Source organism: Enterobacter nematophilus, assembly GCF_026344075.1.
Classification (GTDB): Bacteria; Pseudomonadota; Gammaproteobacteria; order Enterobacterales; family Enterobacteriaceae; genus Enterobacter; species Enterobacter nematophilus.
This window is the reverse complement of record NZ_JAPKNE010000001.1, coordinates 433945-451504: the sequence shown is the minus strand read 5'-3', so window position 1 is coordinate 451504 and position 17560 is coordinate 433945. Positions and strand designations below refer to the sequence as shown.

General features: G+C 54.6%; 15 protein-coding genes. 7 read left to right on the top strand and 8 right to left on the bottom strand.

The window, feature by feature from the left end; genetic code table 11:
* Positions 1–12 precede the first annotated feature (12 nt).
* Positions 13–846, top strand: a complete 834-nt coding sequence (locus OSH03_RS02070) for a MipA/OmpV family protein (RefSeq protein ID WP_266178136.1) — start codon at positions 13–15, stop codon at positions 844–846.
* Positions 847–901: 55 nt separating this feature from the next.
* On the opposite strand, the gene OSH03_RS02065 is transcribed toward OSH03_RS02070, so the two are convergent.
* On the bottom strand, positions 902–2365 hold the full coding sequence (locus OSH03_RS02065) for a DUF1254 domain-containing protein (protein WP_266178135.1): 1464 nt from the start codon (positions 2363–2365) through the stop codon (positions 902–904).
* Positions 2366–2377: 12 nt separating this feature from the next.
* Positions 2378–3856 carry a DUF1254 domain-containing protein gene (locus OSH03_RS02060; RefSeq protein ID WP_266178134.1) on the bottom strand — a complete coding sequence of 493 codons (1479 nt, stop codon included), beginning with the start codon at positions 3854–3856 and terminating at the stop codon, positions 2378–2380.
* Between the two features lie 308 nt (positions 3857–4164).
* On the opposite strand from OSH03_RS02060, the gene OSH03_RS02055 reads away from it, so the two are divergent.
* Together OSH03_RS02055 and OSH03_RS02050 are read left to right on the top strand one after the other, a co-directional pair.
* Positions 4165–5778: a mechanosensitive ion channel family protein gene (locus tag OSH03_RS02055; protein ID WP_266178133.1), complete on the top strand. Its 1614-nt coding sequence runs from the start codon at positions 4165–4167 to the stop codon at positions 5776–5778.
* A 31-nt stretch (positions 5779–5809) separates the two neighbouring features.
* On the top strand, positions 5810–6997 hold the full coding sequence (locus tag OSH03_RS02050) for an OmpP1/FadL family transporter (RefSeq protein ID WP_266178132.1): 1188 nt from the start codon (positions 5810–5812) through the stop codon (positions 6995–6997).
* An 81-nt stretch (positions 6998–7078) separates the two neighbouring features.
* On the opposite strand, the gene dmsD is transcribed toward OSH03_RS02050, so the two are convergent.
* From dmsD to OSH03_RS02030, 4 genes are all read right to left on the bottom strand, one after another.
* Positions 7079–7693 carry a Tat proofreading chaperone DmsD gene (gene dmsD, locus OSH03_RS02045; protein ID WP_028012998.1) on the bottom strand — a complete coding sequence of 205 codons (615 nt, stop codon included), beginning with the start codon at positions 7691–7693 and terminating at the stop codon, positions 7079–7081.
* Between the two features lie 92 nt (positions 7694–7785).
* Positions 7786–10224, bottom strand: coding sequence for a selenate/tellurate reductase subunit YnfE (gene ynfE / locus OSH03_RS02040; RefSeq protein ID WP_266178131.1), 2439 nt, complete (start codon positions 10222–10224; stop codon positions 7786–7788).
* 131 nt (positions 10225–10355) lie between these two features.
* Entirely contained in the window at positions 10356–10649 is a 294-nt protein-coding gene (locus tag OSH03_RS02035) for a DUF1161 domain-containing protein (protein ID WP_048956357.1), read from the bottom strand.
* 131 nt (positions 10650–10780) lie between these two features.
* A complete protein-coding gene (locus OSH03_RS02030) occupies positions 10781–11578 on the bottom strand; it encodes a glycosyltransferase family 25 protein (protein WP_266178130.1) in 798 nt (265 codons plus the stop codon).
* 175 nt (positions 11579–11753) lie between these two features.
* On the opposite strand from OSH03_RS02030, the gene OSH03_RS02025 reads away from it, so the two are divergent.
* On the top strand, positions 11754–12464 hold the full coding sequence (locus tag OSH03_RS02025) for a YnfC family lipoprotein (RefSeq protein ID WP_151413842.1): 711 nt from the start codon (positions 11754–11756) through the stop codon (positions 12462–12464).
* 17 nt (positions 12465–12481) lie between these two features.
* On the opposite strand, the gene speG is transcribed toward OSH03_RS02025, so the two are convergent.
* Together speG and OSH03_RS02015 are read right to left on the bottom strand one after the other, a co-directional pair.
* Positions 12482–13042 carry a spermidine N1-acetyltransferase gene (gene speG / locus OSH03_RS02020; protein WP_151413841.1) on the bottom strand — a complete coding sequence of 187 codons (561 nt, stop codon included), beginning with the start codon at positions 13040–13042 and terminating at the stop codon, positions 12482–12484.
* Positions 13042–13380, bottom strand: coding sequence for a DUF1283 family protein (locus tag OSH03_RS02015; RefSeq protein ID WP_008502414.1), 339 nt, complete (start codon positions 13378–13380; stop codon positions 13042–13044). Before OSH03_RS02015 ends, speG begins: the two co-directional genes overlap by 1 nt.
* 297 nt (positions 13381–13677) lie before the next feature.
* Here OSH03_RS02015 and manD point away from each other — a divergent pair, with 297 nt between their 5' ends.
* The 3 genes from manD to OSH03_RS02000 all read left to right on the top strand — a co-directional run bounded on the left by manD (position 13678) and on the right by OSH03_RS02000 (position 17367).
* A complete protein-coding gene (manD, locus tag OSH03_RS02010; RefSeq protein WP_266178129.1) occupies positions 13678–14892 on the top strand; it encodes a D-mannonate dehydratase ManD in 1215 nt (404 codons plus the stop codon).
* Positions 14893–14906: 14 nt separating this feature from the next.
* Positions 14907–15926 (top strand): Zn-dependent oxidoreductase, encoded by a 1020-nt coding sequence (locus tag OSH03_RS02005; RefSeq protein ID WP_266178128.1) that lies wholly within the window; start codon positions 14907–14909, stop codon positions 15924–15926.
* Between the two features lie 73 nt (positions 15927–15999).
* Positions 16000–17367, top strand: a complete 1368-nt coding sequence (locus tag OSH03_RS02000; protein WP_151413838.1) for an MFS transporter — start codon at positions 16000–16002, stop codon at positions 17365–17367.
* The last annotated feature ends 193 nt before the right edge of the window (positions 17368–17560 follow it).

The following is a 17560-nucleotide window of genomic DNA, read 5'->3' as shown; positions in this document are numbered from 1 at the left end:
AGGGCTTCTTTAATGAGAAACATCGAACTGCGTCATACGTTCCCCCATTCACTTTCGGGCTACAGACTGAAAAGCATTGTGCCGGGCGTTGTTCTGGCGCTACTGGCCACCCCGGTAATGGCAGCAGAACAGAAGGGCAATGTCTTAACTCTGGGGGGAGGCGTGGACGTCGCGCCGCGCTACTCGGGTTCGGATAAAAGCCGCGTTAGCGCGGCTCAGGTGGTGGATTACTCAATGGCGAATGGCTTCTTTATCAGCACCACGCGGGGTATCGGTTACGGCAATAATATCGGTAATCTCGATTACAGCGCTGCCCTGAGCTATCGCACGGGCCGTAAAGATAAAGACGTCAGCAGCGATGCGATCGGCTCCGGCAGCGACGAGCTGCGAGGAATGGGCGAGATAAAAGGCTCGGCAATCGTCGTGCCCGGGCTGGGATATAAAGTGACCGACTGGCTTAATCTCCAGCTGCAGGCTGAGGTTCCTGTTTCTGAGAGAGACAACGGTGAGGCGGTGCATTTCGGCATTTCCAGCCCGCTCTATACGTCACCAAAAAATGCGGTGACGCTGGCGCTGACCGGCAGCTGGGGTTCCGACAAGTATATGCAGACCTACTATGGCGTCAGTGACGCCCAGTCGAGCGCGTCGGGATTCGCCCGACATGACGCCGGAGCGGGAATTTATGCGTATTCGATGAACCTTGACTGGAGCCATAAGCTCACGTCGCGCTGGAGCGTGCTTGCTTCCGCGGGCGTTACGCAGCTGACGGGGGATGCGGGTGATAGCCCGATAGTGAAACGTAAAACGTCACCCACGGGGAGCTTGAAGGTGACGTACAGTTTTTAGCGTGTAGGTTCTGCTAAACGCCCCCGAACAGCCATCCGGGGGCGACCGCATTGGCTTATTTTACCGTTTCAATCTTCGGTGGCTGCCAGGTGCCGTCCAGAATAGGCTGTTCGCCCCAGTAGGCGCGGATGTAGAGTGACAGATTACCGTCCGGAGCCGGGAGCCAGTTATTGACCTTATCGTCAGAAGGGCGGTTTTTGCTGACATAGAGCGTCAGCGAACCATCCTCGTTGTACTTCAGGTTTTTATTTTTCGTCCCCAGTGAATAACGGTTCAGCTCATTGGGGCTAAAAAGATGCTTACTGTTGTAAAGCGTGAGTGACCAGAAACCTTTTACAGGAGGAAGCTCGCCTTTGGCGAACGTTACCGTGTAATCATGATCTCCAGATAGCTGTCCTCCAGCGGCATCATTGTCGGTGTAGAAATACTGGGTTTCGTTCGGCTTGTTATCGAACATATTCGATTTGGAGGTGCCGGTTCGGTTGTAGTAGTCCACCCCGAACTCGGCGTTGTTTTTCGAGCGGTTCCAGCCGTTGCCGGCAGGCACCCCGTTATTCTTCCATTTAAAGAAGTCTGCAATCACCGTTTTATCGGTCTCGATGGCTGCTTCATCCATCCATTTGCGTACTTCAGGGTTTTTCTTCCCGGCCTCTACCAGATGGCGGTACTGCGCGTACATGGCCTCTTCGCCGGGCAGCGGTGGCACTTTTTCCAGCACGTTTGCGAACTGGTCAAAGAATTTTTCTGGCACCACCCAACGCGTCTCGCCCGCGCTGGCATCCGGTTTATCACCAATGGCGGGAATTTTTGAGTACTCAAAGGATTTCATTTTCCCGTCAAACTGGCTTAACGGGTAGGTCATGATTTCTTTGATAGGAGCCTGAATGGCTTTGCGGTCTTCCGGCGTATCATCCATCTGCACGCGTGGAATGACGTTAGCCATTTCAGTGGAGGAACGAATAACCCCTTCAATACCCTTCGGTGTTTCACCTTTCCAGTTCGGCCCGACTAATAAATAAAATCCGGGTTTCGTGCCGTAAGGCTTACCGACGTTACCAATTTGGTTCGTGCGGGCGTCATAGATAGCGTAGACCCAGAAACGCTCGCCAAAATCAGGTACCTGAATAACGATCGGTTCTTTATCTAACTCGAAAAAGCCAAGCCCGTAGGCAACATCCTGGTTTGGGCAGGTAACGAAGGTTTCTTCCGGCTTGATATAGTCCGTCAGCATGCTGAGCTGACCCATAGGCGCGACGGGGACCATCCCGCCATTAAGCGCGGGATAGGGCGCTTTGGTGATGGTTTCCCGGCGGTTGAACTGGTTCACCATGGGCCAGCCCCAAATGTAGGCCTGCTGCGCAATGGCCTTTACATAGCTTTCAGGCATCGTCACATCCGCAGACGGCTGGTTTAACCGATCAAACTGGGTGGGATGCGGGATGGTTAGCGGCGCAGTTTGCGCATGAACGCCCGCGCTGAGCGCCAGCGCGGTGAAGAGGGCAAGGTAGCGTTTTTTCATGTTTTCTCTCAATTATTTGTTGGTCTGCACCAGATCGTCCGGTATCCAGGTTTGATCGTAGAAGCCGTCCTCGGTGCCGTACAGGCGAAGGGCGACAAGGAAGTTACGGTCGGGAACCGTTTTGATAAACGCGCTGTCGTCTACGCCGTCCGGTTTATTTGGCCCAAACCAGAGGTCGATGGAGCCGTCATTGTTTTTCGGAATGTTGTAATAACCGTTGGTGGAGGGCAGAAGCTGATCGGTTTCAGGCATTGTGCCGTCGGTGATGTTGTAGGCCGTTACCGCCCAGAACAGCGCGGCTGGCGGATTCGGCGGCAGATGCAGTTTGTAAGTATTGCTGCCGTTCAGGAATTTACCGGTGTTGTCTTTGGTCGTGTAAGGATATTTCGAGCCCGCCCCGGTGGTATGCATTACCATCGCGGCCGCGCTGGAATAGGCAATCTGGAAGAAGGCCGCGCGCTGGTTAGCATCAAGCGTGCCGTACTGCATCCATTCTGCGGTTGCACCCGCCCACGAGTTTTCCCACTGTCTGTCTTTGTAGTACAGCTGACGCTGATCGTCGCGCCCCACCTGTCGGCGAGCCAGAATCATTCGCGGTGCGGTGGCGACCGCTTTATTAAGCATTTCCTGCTGCTTCGCCGTCGGCGCGAAAGGTTTCCCTTTAACCATGCCGATGCTTAACAATGCGCTACGCGTCTCCTCCGGGATCGCCGTTAAAGGCTCATAGTCCACGAAGGTTTTCAGTTTCTGCCAGTAGCTGGCGTCCGTAGGATACATCATGTTGACGCGCTTGCCGCTGGCATCCGGGAACTGCATCGGCTTGACCTCTTTCTCTACGTCCCAGAGCGGATAAATTCGCGTCGTTTCAGCATTTTTTACCGCCGGGACCGGGTCAGGCTTACCGTCGCCTTTCCCCATGATGGTTCTGAAGAAGAGGAATACGTTATAAGTTGATGATTTAAAGGCGTAGTAACCCTGAGGGACCGGCCCTTCATAGTCAGGCGGTAACAGCAGATACAAGCCACCGCGAGCCCGGTCCGGGCCGATAGCTCCCACGTCGGTGATGGTTTTCTGGAAGAAATCGGTAAACATGCCGATGACGTTTGCCGGAGCTTTAACCACCAGCGGACCCGTCTCTTTAAGGTCCAGGTAGCTCATCGAATAGATAACATCCCCGTTTGGCGTCGGCACGACGGCACGGCTGTCCATGCGCTCTTTCCAGATTGGCAGGACATTGTAGCCTTTGCCAAATGCTGCCTCGGAACCATCACGCAAACCGATAGTATTCAAAAGGGGCAAGGTTTGAATATATGCCTGAATGGCATCCTGATAATACAGTTCGTCGCTAAGCGTCTGCGCCTCTTCCGGTGCCAGCCAGTTGCCGTTATTGAGCTGTTTCATTAACGGCGATAAAGGCGCATCGGCCGCGAATACTGGCTGAGAAAATGTCAGTGCCAGTAATACAGCAGAGGTTATTACATGAAATTTCATAACACTTTCCTGAGTGAATAAGCTGAATAGCCAGCGGAGAATGTCACCTCAACCTGTAGGACACTGCCGTCTGGCACTGAATATGCCGAATGCCATTTAATGATAGTTAACGCTGCAAAAATGTAATCTTTAGATTTATTTATTAATAAATTTGCGAAAGGAGTTTTTCCTTCTTGCTGAATGAAAAGGTGAGGCTTACAGGAAAATTGCAGAACTGAAGCGCTGGTCTATGCTCAGAAAATCGTGCGTCTACCGTTTGGTTGGCAGAGTAATGAAAAAAGTTAATTTCACGCTCCTCGGTGCCGGGTATGAATAAAAAAGCGCTCGCGTTTTTAACGCTTGTGATAGTCCTTTTAACGTCTGGCGCGTTTGCTGCTGAGCCCCGTCAGGAACCGACGGAGCAGGAGCAAGCGCGCACGCTGTATATTTTCCATACCCCCATCGTCATGCTTCAGGCTAAGTTCGGCCTGACAACCCCGGAAGAACGCGTTTTACGCATCCGCAACACGCTGCGTAATTTCAGCCAGGCGGATGTCCGTGAACCGATAAAAATTGTCCCCGTCACCCGTTATAACCAGCAGGGCAAGCTGTTCGTGATGAATGGCAAGCCGCTTATGCTGCTGACGCAGGCGGATCTTGATGAAGGTGACGACCTGACTCTCGATCAGGCCGCGCAGCGCGTGCTGGCGCGTTTGGAGGCACAGCGCACGGCGCTTCACGACCAATACGACACCGGATGGCTTGTGCTTTCCGTGGTGAAAACCGCGCTGGGGCTGGCCGGTTGCTTATTGCTTATCTGGGGTGCGTGGCGCTCCTGGCGTCGGGTCAAGCGCCACTTTCGTCGCCGGATTGCAGAAAATCGCGGGTTGATCCCCAAAACCTGGCGGCGTTACGTTGGTGCCGTTGAAGCCCGTCTATACGCCTTGCTGATGATATTGCTGGGGATGATAGCTTTCTATGTCTGGCTTAGCTGGGCGTTTAGCCTGTTTCCCTGGACGCGGGTTTGGGCAACCTCGCTGGGCGACTGGTCCCTGCGCGTCGTTCGTCAGATTTTCTTATCCATCGTCTCTGCCTTACCGGGCCTGCTGATTGTTTTAATTATTTTTATTATCACCGCCTTCATTCTTAAGTTGTTGAAGATGGTACTCAATCAGGTGGAGGCGGGCCGTTTACAGTTTCCGGGACTTCACCCCGAAACCGTCGGGGCAACCAGAAAACTGCTCTCTGTGGTGGTGTGGTTGTTCGCGCTCTCCGCCGCATACCCGTTTCTCCCCGGCGCCAATTCGCTGGCCTTTAAGGGCATAAGCGTCTTTTTTGGGCTTATGCTCACGCTGGGATCTGCCGGAGTGATGAATCATGCCATGAGCGGCCTCGTACTGATTTATTCACGCGCGCTGCGCAAAGGGGACGTTATTCGGGTCGCGGATAACGAAGGGAAGGTGAGTGAAATCGGTATGCTCGCCACCAAAATTATCACGCGTGAAAACTACGTAGTGACCGTACCTAATGCCGTCGTGGTGAGCGGCAAAATAACGAACCTCAGCGCTCAAAATAATGATGGCAGCATCAACCTGACCGTAAGCGTCACCATCGGGTACGACACGCCCTGGCGACAGGTTCATGCCATGCTTGAGCTGGCCGCCAAACGGACAGCGTGTGTGGATCTTACGACCGCGCCGCTGGTGCGTCAGCTGGCGTTAATGGACTGGTATATCGCCTATGAGCTTCAGGTCAGGCTGCTACCCGGACAGCCGCTGGCTGCCGCGCGCAATGTGCTGTTCAGCAACATTCAGGATGTTTTCAACGAATTCAACGTGCAGATCATGTCGCCCAACTTCGTTATGCAGCCTGAAGGCAGCGTCATGGTCGCCAAAGAGAACTGGTATCCGGCACCGGCAGTGGCACCTGAGCGGGACAAATAAAAACGGGCATTCATTCGCAGGCAGAGGGCACATGAGAAAATCGACGTTGTTTTATCTGGGGCTGTTTTTTTCGCAGGCGACTCAGGCCAGCGCGCTCTACTTCTATGAAATAGGGACTGAAGATACCGCGCTTGCGGGGGCGGGCCAGGCCGCCCGCGCTCAGGATGCATCCACAATAGTGACCAACCCGGCCGGGATGACGCGGCTGCCTGACCATATGTTTACCGGTGGATTACAGGCAATGGACGGGGATATTTCGTATCACCTTGACGATGACTCGGGCCGCAAAAGCCCTGGCGATATCCTGCGTTTTTTTCCAAATGCGAGTGCCTTTTACACCCAGAAAATTGATGATGCGCTGTATGCTGGCGTGGGTTTGTACGGCAATTATGGCCTGGGCATTGATTTTGATAACTGGGCAGGCGAACGGCTTATCAAAAAAAGCACGATGGTCGCGATGACCCTGAGTCCGTCCTTAGCCTATAAGCTGAGTGAGCGGGTGTCCGTGGGCGGTTCCGTCAATGTCAATTACGGATTCCTTTCTCTTACGCGCCATGTCGACGATGAAGACGTAAAAGAAAACGATCATGACTGGGCGCTGAGCTACCGTCTGGGCTTACTGATGGCGCTTACCGATCGAACGCGGGTGGGCATCGCATGGACCAGTAAAACGGATTATGACTTTAATATTGATGCCAAAGCCCGCTTCCCAAACTTACCCAACGTTGAATATGACATTCCCGTTTCTGCACAGGTCAGGGCGCCTCAGCAAATTATGTTAAGCCTGGTGCATGATTTCAATAAAACGTGGTCGGTAATGGGAGACCTTGGCTGGCAGGACTGGAGCCAATTTGGCAATCCGCAGATTTCAGTAGCCGGACAAGATGCCGAAAGCAAAAATCGTCTTAAAGACTCGTGGCATACCGCGCTGGGGGTACAGTATCGTCCAACCGAATTGTGGCGCATCAATGCGGGCGTCGCGTTTGACAGTACCGTCTACAAATCTCAGGATGATGTTGCACTTTCCTTACCTACCGGGGACGAGTGGCGTTTTGCAACGGGCGCCCAGTATCAGGTGACGCCGCAAAGCAACATAGGGTTTGCCGTCTCGTATCTGCATATGCAGTCCTCGCGCGTGAAATCGCCAGAACAATTTAAGGGAAGCTATGACGATCCGTATCTGTGGTTTGCCAGCGTGAACTACAGCTATCAGTTTTGACCGGTTTCTTAAGCTATTTTCAATGTGCACAGTAGTGCCGTGTTGACGGCTTGCCCGCCAACGGCAGGCAAGCCATCTCACCTAGCGGTACAGCGTCTTTTCCGCAACCGGAACAACCAACGCCGATCGCCAGTCCGCCAGCGTCAGCTGCGCAAGCCTGCCGAGCGCGATATAGAACGGATGCCCGGCGTTGTCGACAAACACCGACAGAAAGCGCGTGCTCCACGGCAGCAGATGCCACGCCAGAAGCCGATCGCACTCCGACTCGCGGCCATTCTCGGCCAGCCATGCCGCCAGCAGCAGCAGGGTGCCGAAATGATCTTCCGGTTCATTTTGCTGCATCTGAAACGCGATATTGTTTTCCCGCATCCACTGGCGCAGGGCGAGAGTCGAATCGCCAAACAGAACGGATTCACGGTCCAGCCAGACGGAACCCCACGGCGGAGCGGGCAGGGCATAAGGACCAATAAACAGCCGTTGCCAGGCGTCCGTCAGCGGCTCATCGGAAGACGAGGCAAAGGTTTCAGCTACGGGCAACAGCGTTTCCGGCGGCAGGGGCCAGTCCTCTATCCATTCGCCAGCAGTTAGTGCCTGCACCAGCGGGGCTGTCTGCTCGCTGTCAGGCGCGAAGTAAAACAGCGCGCCCAGTACGCGGGCGCTGAACGCGAACGAGTCACGGTGTGAGACGTCTTTCATTAAATCTTCCTTGCTCGCGCGGTGATGTCCGCGCGACGTGATTAACCATTAATACAGACCAAAGCATAAGCCAGGGTCAGAGAATTCACCCCTTACACCTTCTCAATCTGCACCAGATTGGTGTGCTGCGGGTTGCCTTTTGCCAGCGGTGACGGGCGGTGCGTGGTCAGTGTGTTGATGCACGAGCCGTGGTCAATACGATCGCCATTCATATTGGCATCGTGCCAGGCTCCCTGGCCCATGGCGCTTACGCCTGGCATGATGCGCGGCGTGACTTTCGCTTCTATTCTCACCTCACCGCGATGGTTAAAGACGCGCACCGTATCGCCGTTCTTAATGCCACGTTTCGCGGCATCAACGGGATTCAGCCAGACCTCCTGGCGGCAGGCCGCTTGCAGCACGTCGACGTTACCGTAGCTGGAGTGGGTGCGGGCTTTAAAATGGAAGCCAAACAGCTGCAGCGGGAACCGCGCGCGCTCGGGCGCATCCCAGCCGTCAAAGGTGGATGCGTAGACGGGCAGCGGGCTGATGGTCTCATCTTTTGCCAGCTCCCAGGTCGCCGCAATATCCGCCAGCTTGCTGGAATAAATTTCAATCTTGCCTGAGGGCGTTTTCAGCGGATTGGCTTCCGGGTTCTCGCGGAATTTTTTATAGGCCACAAAGTGTCCGTTTGGATCTTTGCGCTTATAAATGCCCATTTGTTTCAGCTCGTCATAGGACGGCAGTGCGGGATCTTTAGCGAGCATTTTTGCATACAGGTACTGCAGCCACTCTTCCTGCGTGCGCCCTTCGGTAAATTTCTGATGGATATCCGGTCCGAGGCGTTTCGCCACTTCGCTCATGATCCAGTAGATAGGCTTGCGCTCAAACTTCGGTGCGGTCACGGGCTGGAGGAAAATCAGGTAGCCCATGTTCCCGGCGTAATCGTTAGGGATAATGTCTTCCTGCTCGACGGTCATTAAATCTGGCAGCAGGATATCGGCATATTTCGCCGATGAGGTCATAAAGTTGTCGATCACCACGATGGTTTCGCACTTGCTTTCGTCCTGCAGAATATCGTGGGTTTTATTGATATCGGAGTGCTGGTTAATAATGGTGTTACCCGCGTAGTTCCAGATGAACTTAATCGGCACGTCCAGCTTATCTTTACCGCGCACCCCGTCGCGCAGAGCGGTCATTTCCGGGCCACGAGCGATGGCGTCCGTCCAGCTGAAGCAGGAAATTTGCGTTTTAACCGGGTTTTCCGGCAGCGGCATACGTTCGATAGTGATGGTGTAGGTCGACTCACGGGCGCCGCTGTTGCCGCCGTTGATCCCCACGTTGCCGGTCAGAATCGGCAGCATCGCGATGGCGCGGGCGGTCAGTTCACCGTTCGCCTGTCGCTGAGGTCCCCATCCCTGGCAGATATAGGCCGGCTTCGCGGAGCCGATTTCGCGGGCAAGCTTGATGATGCGATCTGCTGGAATGCCGGTAATGCGCGAGGCCCACTCAGGCGTTTTCGCCGTGTTGTCATCACCCTGGCCGAGAATATACGCTTTATAGTGACCATTCGCGGGGGCACCTTCCGGCAGCGTTTTTTCGTCGTACCCAACGCAGTATTTGTCCAGGAACGGCTGGTCAACCAGGTTTTCGTCGATCAATACCCAGGCAATTCCCGCCACCAGGGCGGCATCGGTACCCGGACGGATCGGGATCCACTCGTCTTCGCGTCCGGCTGCCGTATCGGTGTAGCGCGGGTCGATGACGATCATGCGCGCGTTGGAGCGCTCGCGGGCCTGCTCCAGGTAATATGTAATCCCGCCGCCGCTCATGCGGGTTTCCGCCGGGTTATTGCCGAACATTACCACCAGTTTGGTGTTTTCGATATCCGAGGTGCTGTTGCCGTCGTTGCTGCCGTAGGTATAAGGCATCGCGCAGGCGATTTGTGCCGTGCTGTAGGTGCCGTAGTGGCTCAGGAACCCGCCGTAGCAGTTCATCAGGCGCGCCACCAGCGAAGCGTAAGGGGAGGAGCGGGTGATATTGCCGCCGACAATCCCGGAGGAATAATTTATGTATACCGCTTCGTTGCCGTATTTGCTGACCACGTCTTTCAGGCTGGCGGTGATGGCGTTCAGCGCCTCGTCCCAGCTGATGCGCTCGAACTTGCCTTCACCCCGTTTACCCACGCGTTTCATCGGGTAGTTCAGACGGTCAGGGTGGTTGATGCGGCGGCGAATAGAGCGTCCGCGCAGGCAGGCCCGGACCTGGTGATTGCCGTAGATATCCTCACCGGTGTTATCCGTTTCGACCCAGTACACTTCGTCATCGCGGACGTGCAGGCGCAGCGCGCAGCGGCTGCCGCAGTTGACCGAGCAGGCGCCCCAGACCACTTTATCTTCTGCCGGTTTCACTGCGTTTTGTACCGCAGCGGCGGCGCTTTTCATTCCAAAAGGCAAAGAGATGCCGCCGGCGGCAAGCGCCAGAGAACCTATCGCCGTAGATTTTACGAGTGTTCGACGGCTAATTCCGCCGTGATGTTCGATATCGGACATGGCTCACCCCACCATTGTGATTACGTATTATTTTTCCCGAAATGATAACCGGGCTAATGATGGGGTGAGTGTTACTTATTTGGAGGTATTAAATATTAATCCTTGTCAAATCAAAGGGGATTGACGGTGATTTACTGAGGTTCAGCCGGCGCATTATCCTGATTGCCGGACGCCGCTCCGCTGCCTGTGCGGGTGTACAAAATTTTAAAGGTGTCGTTGGCACAGTGGCCCACCACCTGGGCGTCCGGCTGGTCGGCCTGATCGTTCGGGACAATATTCAGCGTAAAACCAGACTCCGGCACGCCGTTGTTGACGATCTTCTGCTGAATGTCGCTTTTCACGCGCTCGCAGGAGTCCGGAGCCGCCAGCGCGGCCGTTGAGGCACTCATTAACAGCAGGGCGGTAATCCAGGGTAACCGTTTCATCTGTAGCTCCTTTTCTCTGTGTAGAGGTTAAGCATAGCAGGATTTAGGTAAGCTTTTGTTTTATGGCTATCTTTCTGAATAGTCCTGGAGGCGCTTTGACGCCGAGCCAGTATTAAAATACAAAAGTAAACTTACCCTTTGCCCTGGTTGATTATTTTATTGAATAGCGGAGTAATAGCTCGGCGATAACGGTGGCGAAGTTTTGCGGCTAAAGGTCTTTCCTGCATCAATGAATTCCAGATTTTTTTCTTTTTTGCATCTAACAGAGCATCACCTTTAGATTCATTGATTGTCGAGTCATTAGCCTCTTCAGAAAGACGCACTGGATAAGGTACTAATGCGTGAATTTTAGCCAGGGACAGGTCTTCGAATAGGCTCCATTTGTCGGAAACCATCCATACAGGATAAAGATTCTGAAGAAGCCTGCTGGCAGCTTTTTGATTAATAATGTAAGCGTGAGCTGTCGTGGCGTGGTGCATCTTATGCACATTATACGAGCCGTATATGTTTTTAATCGGCTTCTTGTGATATTTATTGACGCGACTAAGGAGAAGAATCTCAGGTCTGGTGTGGCTAAGCGTCACGTTGTTTAATATTTCACTAAGGTCGTCACTAAGCTCGACGTCATCTTCGAGAATGAGTGCTGCCTCTATATTTTCGGTTATTATTTTTTTATATATTGCTTGATGGCTTAAAGCACAACCCACTTCTCCCGGAAGGAACGCATAATTTACCTCGCGTGTGACATTTTTACGTTCAGCATCAGTCATTTCCCGACCGTCTACTGCTTCAATAAATTCATGTGTAATGTTCAACTTTACCAGTTGAGACTCCATTTTTTCACGACGTTCGAGCGAGTGTTTAAGATTGATTATAAAAGTTCTCATCCTTTGAGCGTCCCGTAAGGCTGATGGCTGGACCAAATTCATGCATTTTACCAGTATTTTGGTCAGTTCAACATCAGTAAGTGCTTATTCGGGATAGGATAAAAATCAGTTCTAGCCAGAAGGAATGTAAGGCACGAACTTCCAAATTGCTATCCATTGGTTCGACTCTATTTGCTACTATGAGAGCAACAATCCGTTCATTCTATTGGTAAATGATGTGAAGAAATATGCAGCGATAACGCTCCTGGCCGCTACTCTCGCGGGTTGTGATAACAACTCCGCGCCGCTGTCGTTTACGCCCGAGATGGCGAGTTTTTCGAACGAATTTGATTTCGACCCTCTGCGCGGCCCGGTCAAAGATTTTACCCAGACGCTGTTCAACGAGAAGGGCGAAGTGTCCAAACGGGTCACCGGCACCGTGTCGGAAGAAGGGTGTTTCGACACGCTGGAGCTGCACGACCTGGAGGCTAACACGGGCGTAGCGCTGGTGCTGGATGCCAACTACTACATCGATGCAGAAACCCAGCAGCGTAAGGTGAAGCTGCAGGGCAAATGCCAGCTGGCCGAACTGCCGTCAGCCGGGGTGACGTGGGATACCGACGACAACGGCTTCGTGGTGGCCGCGCACGGCAAAGAGATGGAGGTGAAGTACCGCTACGATGCGGATGGCTACCCGCTGGGCAAAACCACCGTCTCAGGGGATCAGCATTTATCGGTACAGTCAACGCCGTCTAAGGATCTGCGCAAAAGAATGGATTACTCGGCCGTGAGCCTGTTAAACGACAAGCCGATGGGCAACGTGACGCAGAGCTGCGATTACGATCGACATAACAACCCGGTGAGCTGCGATCTCACCATCAAGGACGACAGCGTCAAACCCGCCGTTGAGCGCAAGTACACCATTAAGAATACGATTGAGTACTACTGAGGATAAAACCGCGCAGGTTACTGCGCGGTTGGTTTCAGCAGGCTGGCGCCTGACGGCTTGTGTCCGGCCAGGTGCTGATGCTGGAAAATGCACATGCGGATGGTGTTGCGGTACTCGCCGTTGATAAAGAACTCGTGAATCAGCTCGCCTTCTACCATAAAGCCCAGCTTGCGGTAGATGTGGATAGCTTTTTCATTCTCTTTATCCACGATCAGGTAAAGCTTGTAGAGATTCAGGACGTTGAATCCGTAATCCATCGCCAGCTTCGCCGCCCGTGAGGCCAGGCCTTTCCCCTGGTGCTCTGGCGAAATAATGATCTGGAACTCCGCCCGGCGGTGAACGTGGTTAATCTCAACCAGCTCCACCAGCCCGGCTTTTTCGCCTTCACACTCCACCACAAAACGACGCTCGCTCTGATCGTGAATGTGCTTGTCGTAAAGATCCGACAGCTCGACAAAGGCCTCGTAAGGCTCTTCGAACCAGTAGCGCATCACGCTGGCGTTATTGTCGAGCTGGTGGACAAAGCGCAGGTCTTCACGCTCCAGCGGCCGAAGTTTTACGTCACAGGGCGCCGCCATTACGGGGCTACCGTACGACCGGTGCGGCGATCCAGGCAGCGCAGGGTGTTCGGCTCCCAGTAGGCATTGACGTTCGCACTTTGCTGACACTTATCGCGTGCGTCAAAGGCGACATCTTCTTTGTCCCACTCTTTTTCAGCACGTTTGTTGACCTTCTGACGAAGGCTGCGGGTGTCATTCCATTGTTCTTTGTCCATCGCGGCGTTCTGGCGGCTTTGCGCGCTGTCACCAGACTCAATAATGAGCTTGCTGGTTTCCGCTGTCGCAGAGGCGGCAAAGGCGAACGATGACAGCGCCAGCAGGGCTGTCAGACAAAGGCGTTTGCTTAATGTAGTCATAGCGTTTCCTTTTAAATGGGTGCAGATGAGCAAGTTTCCCCGTTCAGATTCTACACCAAAGAGCAATAACGGCATACCCGCGGCACGGGTATGGAAAAGTAAAAGATATCTTCAGGTACGCTGCCTAAATGAATCGTCACCTGAAGTGAAACAAACACAAAATGATGGTTTTTAGGAGGACGAGCAGGCGACCGTTTTTGTGATCGTTAGCCGATTTCATGATCATCATACTTGTATGGTAGTTGTGTGAGTGGGTAAATTTCCGTCATCACAACGAACGATGTAAGGAAAGGAATTATGAAGATTGTCGCGGCTGACGTGTTTGTTACCTGCCCGGGGCGGAACTTTGTCACCCTTAAAATCACTACCGATGAAGGGGTCGTTGGCCTCGGTGACGCCACGCTGAACGGGCGTGAGCTATCCGTTGCTTCCTACCTGAAAGATCACCTCTGCCCGCAGCTGATTGGCCGCGACGCGCACCGTATCGAAGATATCTGGCAATTCTTCTATAAGGGCGCCTACTGGCGCCGCGGGCCGGTCACCATGTCGGCCATCTCCGCCGTGGATATGGCACTCTGGGACATCAAAGCCAAAGCGGCCAATATGCCGCTTTACCAGCTGCTGGGCGGCGCATCCCGTGAGGGCGTGATGGTCTACTGCCACACCACCGGGCACACCATTGACGACGTGCTGGAAGATTACGCCCGCCATAAGGAGATGGGCTTTAAGGCGATCCGCGTGCAGTGCGGCGTGCCGGGCATGAAAACCACCTACGGCATGGCTAAAGGAAAGGGGCTGGCCTACGAGCCCGCCACCAAAGGCGACTGGCCGGAAGAGCAGCTCTGGTCCACCGAGAAATACCTCGACTTCACGCCAAAGCTGTTTGACGCGGTGCGAAGCAAGTTTGGCTTCAACGAGCATCTCCTGCACGACATGCACCACCGCCTGACGCCCATCGAAGCGGCGCGCTTCGGCAAGAGCATCGAAGAGTACCGCATGTTCTGGATGGAAGATCCAACGCCTGCGGAAAACCAGGAGTGCTTCCGCCTGATCCGCCAGCATACCGTCACGCCAATTGCCGTCGGTGAAGTGTTCAACAGCATCTGGGACTGCAAGCAGCTTATCGAAGAGCAGCTTATCGACTATATCCGCACCACTATCACCCATGCGGGCGGGATCACCGGGATGCGCCGCATCGCGGACTTCGCGTCGCTCTATCAGGTGCGTACCGGCTCGCACGGCCCGTCAGATCTGTCGCCGATCTGCCACGCGGCCGCGCTGCATTTCGACCTGTGGGTGCCGAACTTCGGCGTGCAGGAATATATGGGATACTCCGAACAGATGCTGGAAGTCTTCCCGCATAGCTGGCGCTTTGATAACGGCTATATGCACCCGGGCGAGAAGCCGGGGCTGGGCATTGAGTTTGATGAAAAGCTGGCGGCGAAATACCCGTACGATCCGGCCTATCTGCCGGTGGCCCGTCTCGAAGACGGCACGCTGTGGAACTGGTAACCGAGGAGCGAACGATGAAAAGCGTAGTGATTCAACAGCCGAACCGGCTGGTAATTGAAGAGCGTCCGCGCCCGGAGCCAGGCGCAGGGGAAGTCCGCGTCAAAATCAAGCTGGCCGGGATCTGCGGGTCAGACAGCCACATCTACCGCGGGCATAATCCGTTTGCAAAATATCCGCGCGTGATTGGCCACGAGTTTTTTGGCACGATCGACGCCGTGGGCGAGGGCGTAGAACCGTCCCGGTTAGGGGAGCGCGTTTCGGTGGATCCGGTGATCAGCTGCGGGCACTGCTACCCGTGCTCCGTCGGCAAGCCTAACGTCTGCACCTCGCTGGTGGTGCTGGGCGTCCACCGCGACGGCGGCTTCAGCGAATATGCCGCCGTGCCCGCTAAAAATGCCTGGCGCATCCCGGATGCGATCCCGGATAAACACGCCGTGATGGTCGAACCTTTCACCATTGCCGCCAACGTGACGGGGCAGGCTAGCCCTGGCGAACAGGACGTTGCGCTGATCTACGGCGCAGGGCCGATGGGGCTGGTCACCGTGCAGGCGCTGAAGGGCGTCTATAACGTGAAGCAGATTATCGTCGTCGACAGAATCAATGAGCGGCTGGCTATGGCCCAGCGCAGCGGCGCGGACTGGGTGTTAAATAATGCCGAGCACTCGCTGCAGGCCGCGCTGGACGAAAAAGGCATCAAGCCGACGCTGATTATTGACGCCGCCTGTCATCCGTCGATTTTGCAGGAAGCGGTCACCCTGGCCTCTCCGGCGGCGCGCATCGTGCTGATGGGCTTTTCCAGCGAACCGAGCCAGATAGTTCAGCAGGGCATCACCGGCAAAGAGCTGGCGATCTTCTCCTCGCGCCTGAACGCTAACAAATTCCCGGTCGTCATCGACTGGCTGGAAAAAGGGCTGATCGACCCGGAAAAACTGATCACCCATACCTTTGACTATCGCCATGTAACAGACGCCATCGAACTGTTTGAAAAAGACCAGCGGCAGTGCTGCAAGGTTTTACTGACGTTCGGGCAATAACCCTACACGCGGTAAAGAGCCCGCGAAGACGGGCTCTGAGTGGTACGCATCTTACCTTTTAGAGATAGCCATTATGACGCAAGCACAACCTCAAAGAACCACCTCCGATCTGGTGAAAGCCGCCGTCTCCGGCTGGCTGGGCACCGCGCTGGAATTTATGGATTTCCAGCTCTACTCGCTGGGGGCGGCGCTGGTATTTCATGAAATCTTCTTCCCGGAACAGTCGGCCGCGATGGCGCTGATTCTGGCGATGGGAACCTACGGCGCGGGGTACATCGCGCGTATCGTCGGGGCCTTTATTTTTGGCAGAATGGGCGACAGCATTGGCCGTAAAAAGGTGCTGTTTATCACCATCACCATGATGGGGATCTGCACCACGCTGATTGGCGTGCTGCCAACCTACGCGCAGATCGGCATTTTTGCGCCCGTGCTGCTGGTGACGCTGCGTATTATTCAGGGGCTGGGCGCCGGGGCAGAGATCTCCGGGGCCGGAACCATGCTGGCGGAGTACGCGCCGAAAGGGAAACGCGGCATCATCTCCTCGCTGGTGGCGATGGGGACTAACTGCGGAACGCTGAGCGCCACGGCGATCTGGGCCATTATGTTCTTTGCCCTCGACCGTGAACAGCTGCTCGCCTGGGGCTGGCGCGTGCCGTTCCTTGCCAGCGTTGTGGTGATGATCTTTGCCATCTGGCTGCGAATGAACCTCAAGGAGAGTCCGGTCTTTGAGAAAGTAAACGATGCAGAAACCGTGCAGCCGGACACCTCGCTGGGTTCAATGGTGAAAAGTAAATCCTTCTGGCTGGCGACCGGCCTGCGTTTCGGTCAGGCGGGCAACTCGGGGCTGATCCAGACCTTCCTCGCGGGTTATCTGGTCCAGACGCTGCTGTTCGATAAAGCGATTCCCACCGATGCGCTGATGATAAGCTCCATTCTCGGGTTTATCTCCATCCCGCTGCTGGGCTGGCTTTCCGACAAAGTGGGGCGCAGGCTGCCGTACATTATCCTCAATATCTCCGCCATTATTCTGGCCTACCCGATGCTGTCGATTATCGTCGATAAAAGCTATGCGCCGGGGACAATCATGCTCTCGATCATCGTTATCCATAATTTCGCCGTGCTGGGGCTGTTTGCGCTGGAAAATATCACCATGGCGGAGATGTTTGGCTCGCGGAATCGCTTTACCCGCATGGCTATCTCGAAAGAGGCGGGCGGTCTGGTGGCGGTGGGCTTTGGTCCGGTACTGGCGGGGATCTTCTGCAACATGACAGGCTCCTGGTGGCCGATCGTTGCCATGCTGGTGGCCTATTCCTTGATTGGGCTGGTTTCGGCGTTCCTGATGCCGGAAGTCCGCGACCGGGACCTCAGCGCGGCGGAAGATGCTGCGGAGGCCGCGCCGAAAGAGCGCGTGGGTTACGGTGCGGTCTCCACGCGGCGCTAGCGGTTTATATCTTGCGTGACTTATCACACAACTTTTGGTTTATGTCACACCACCTGAGCAAAAGTTAATATAAATCAAAAACTCAAACGGCAGTATTAGTATGGTTGATGGTAGTTATTTTTTACCCCGACTGCCATTCTAGTTGGTGTAGTCAGCAGGCGCTGCCGCTCTGGACAGGGCGGCAGCGATCCAC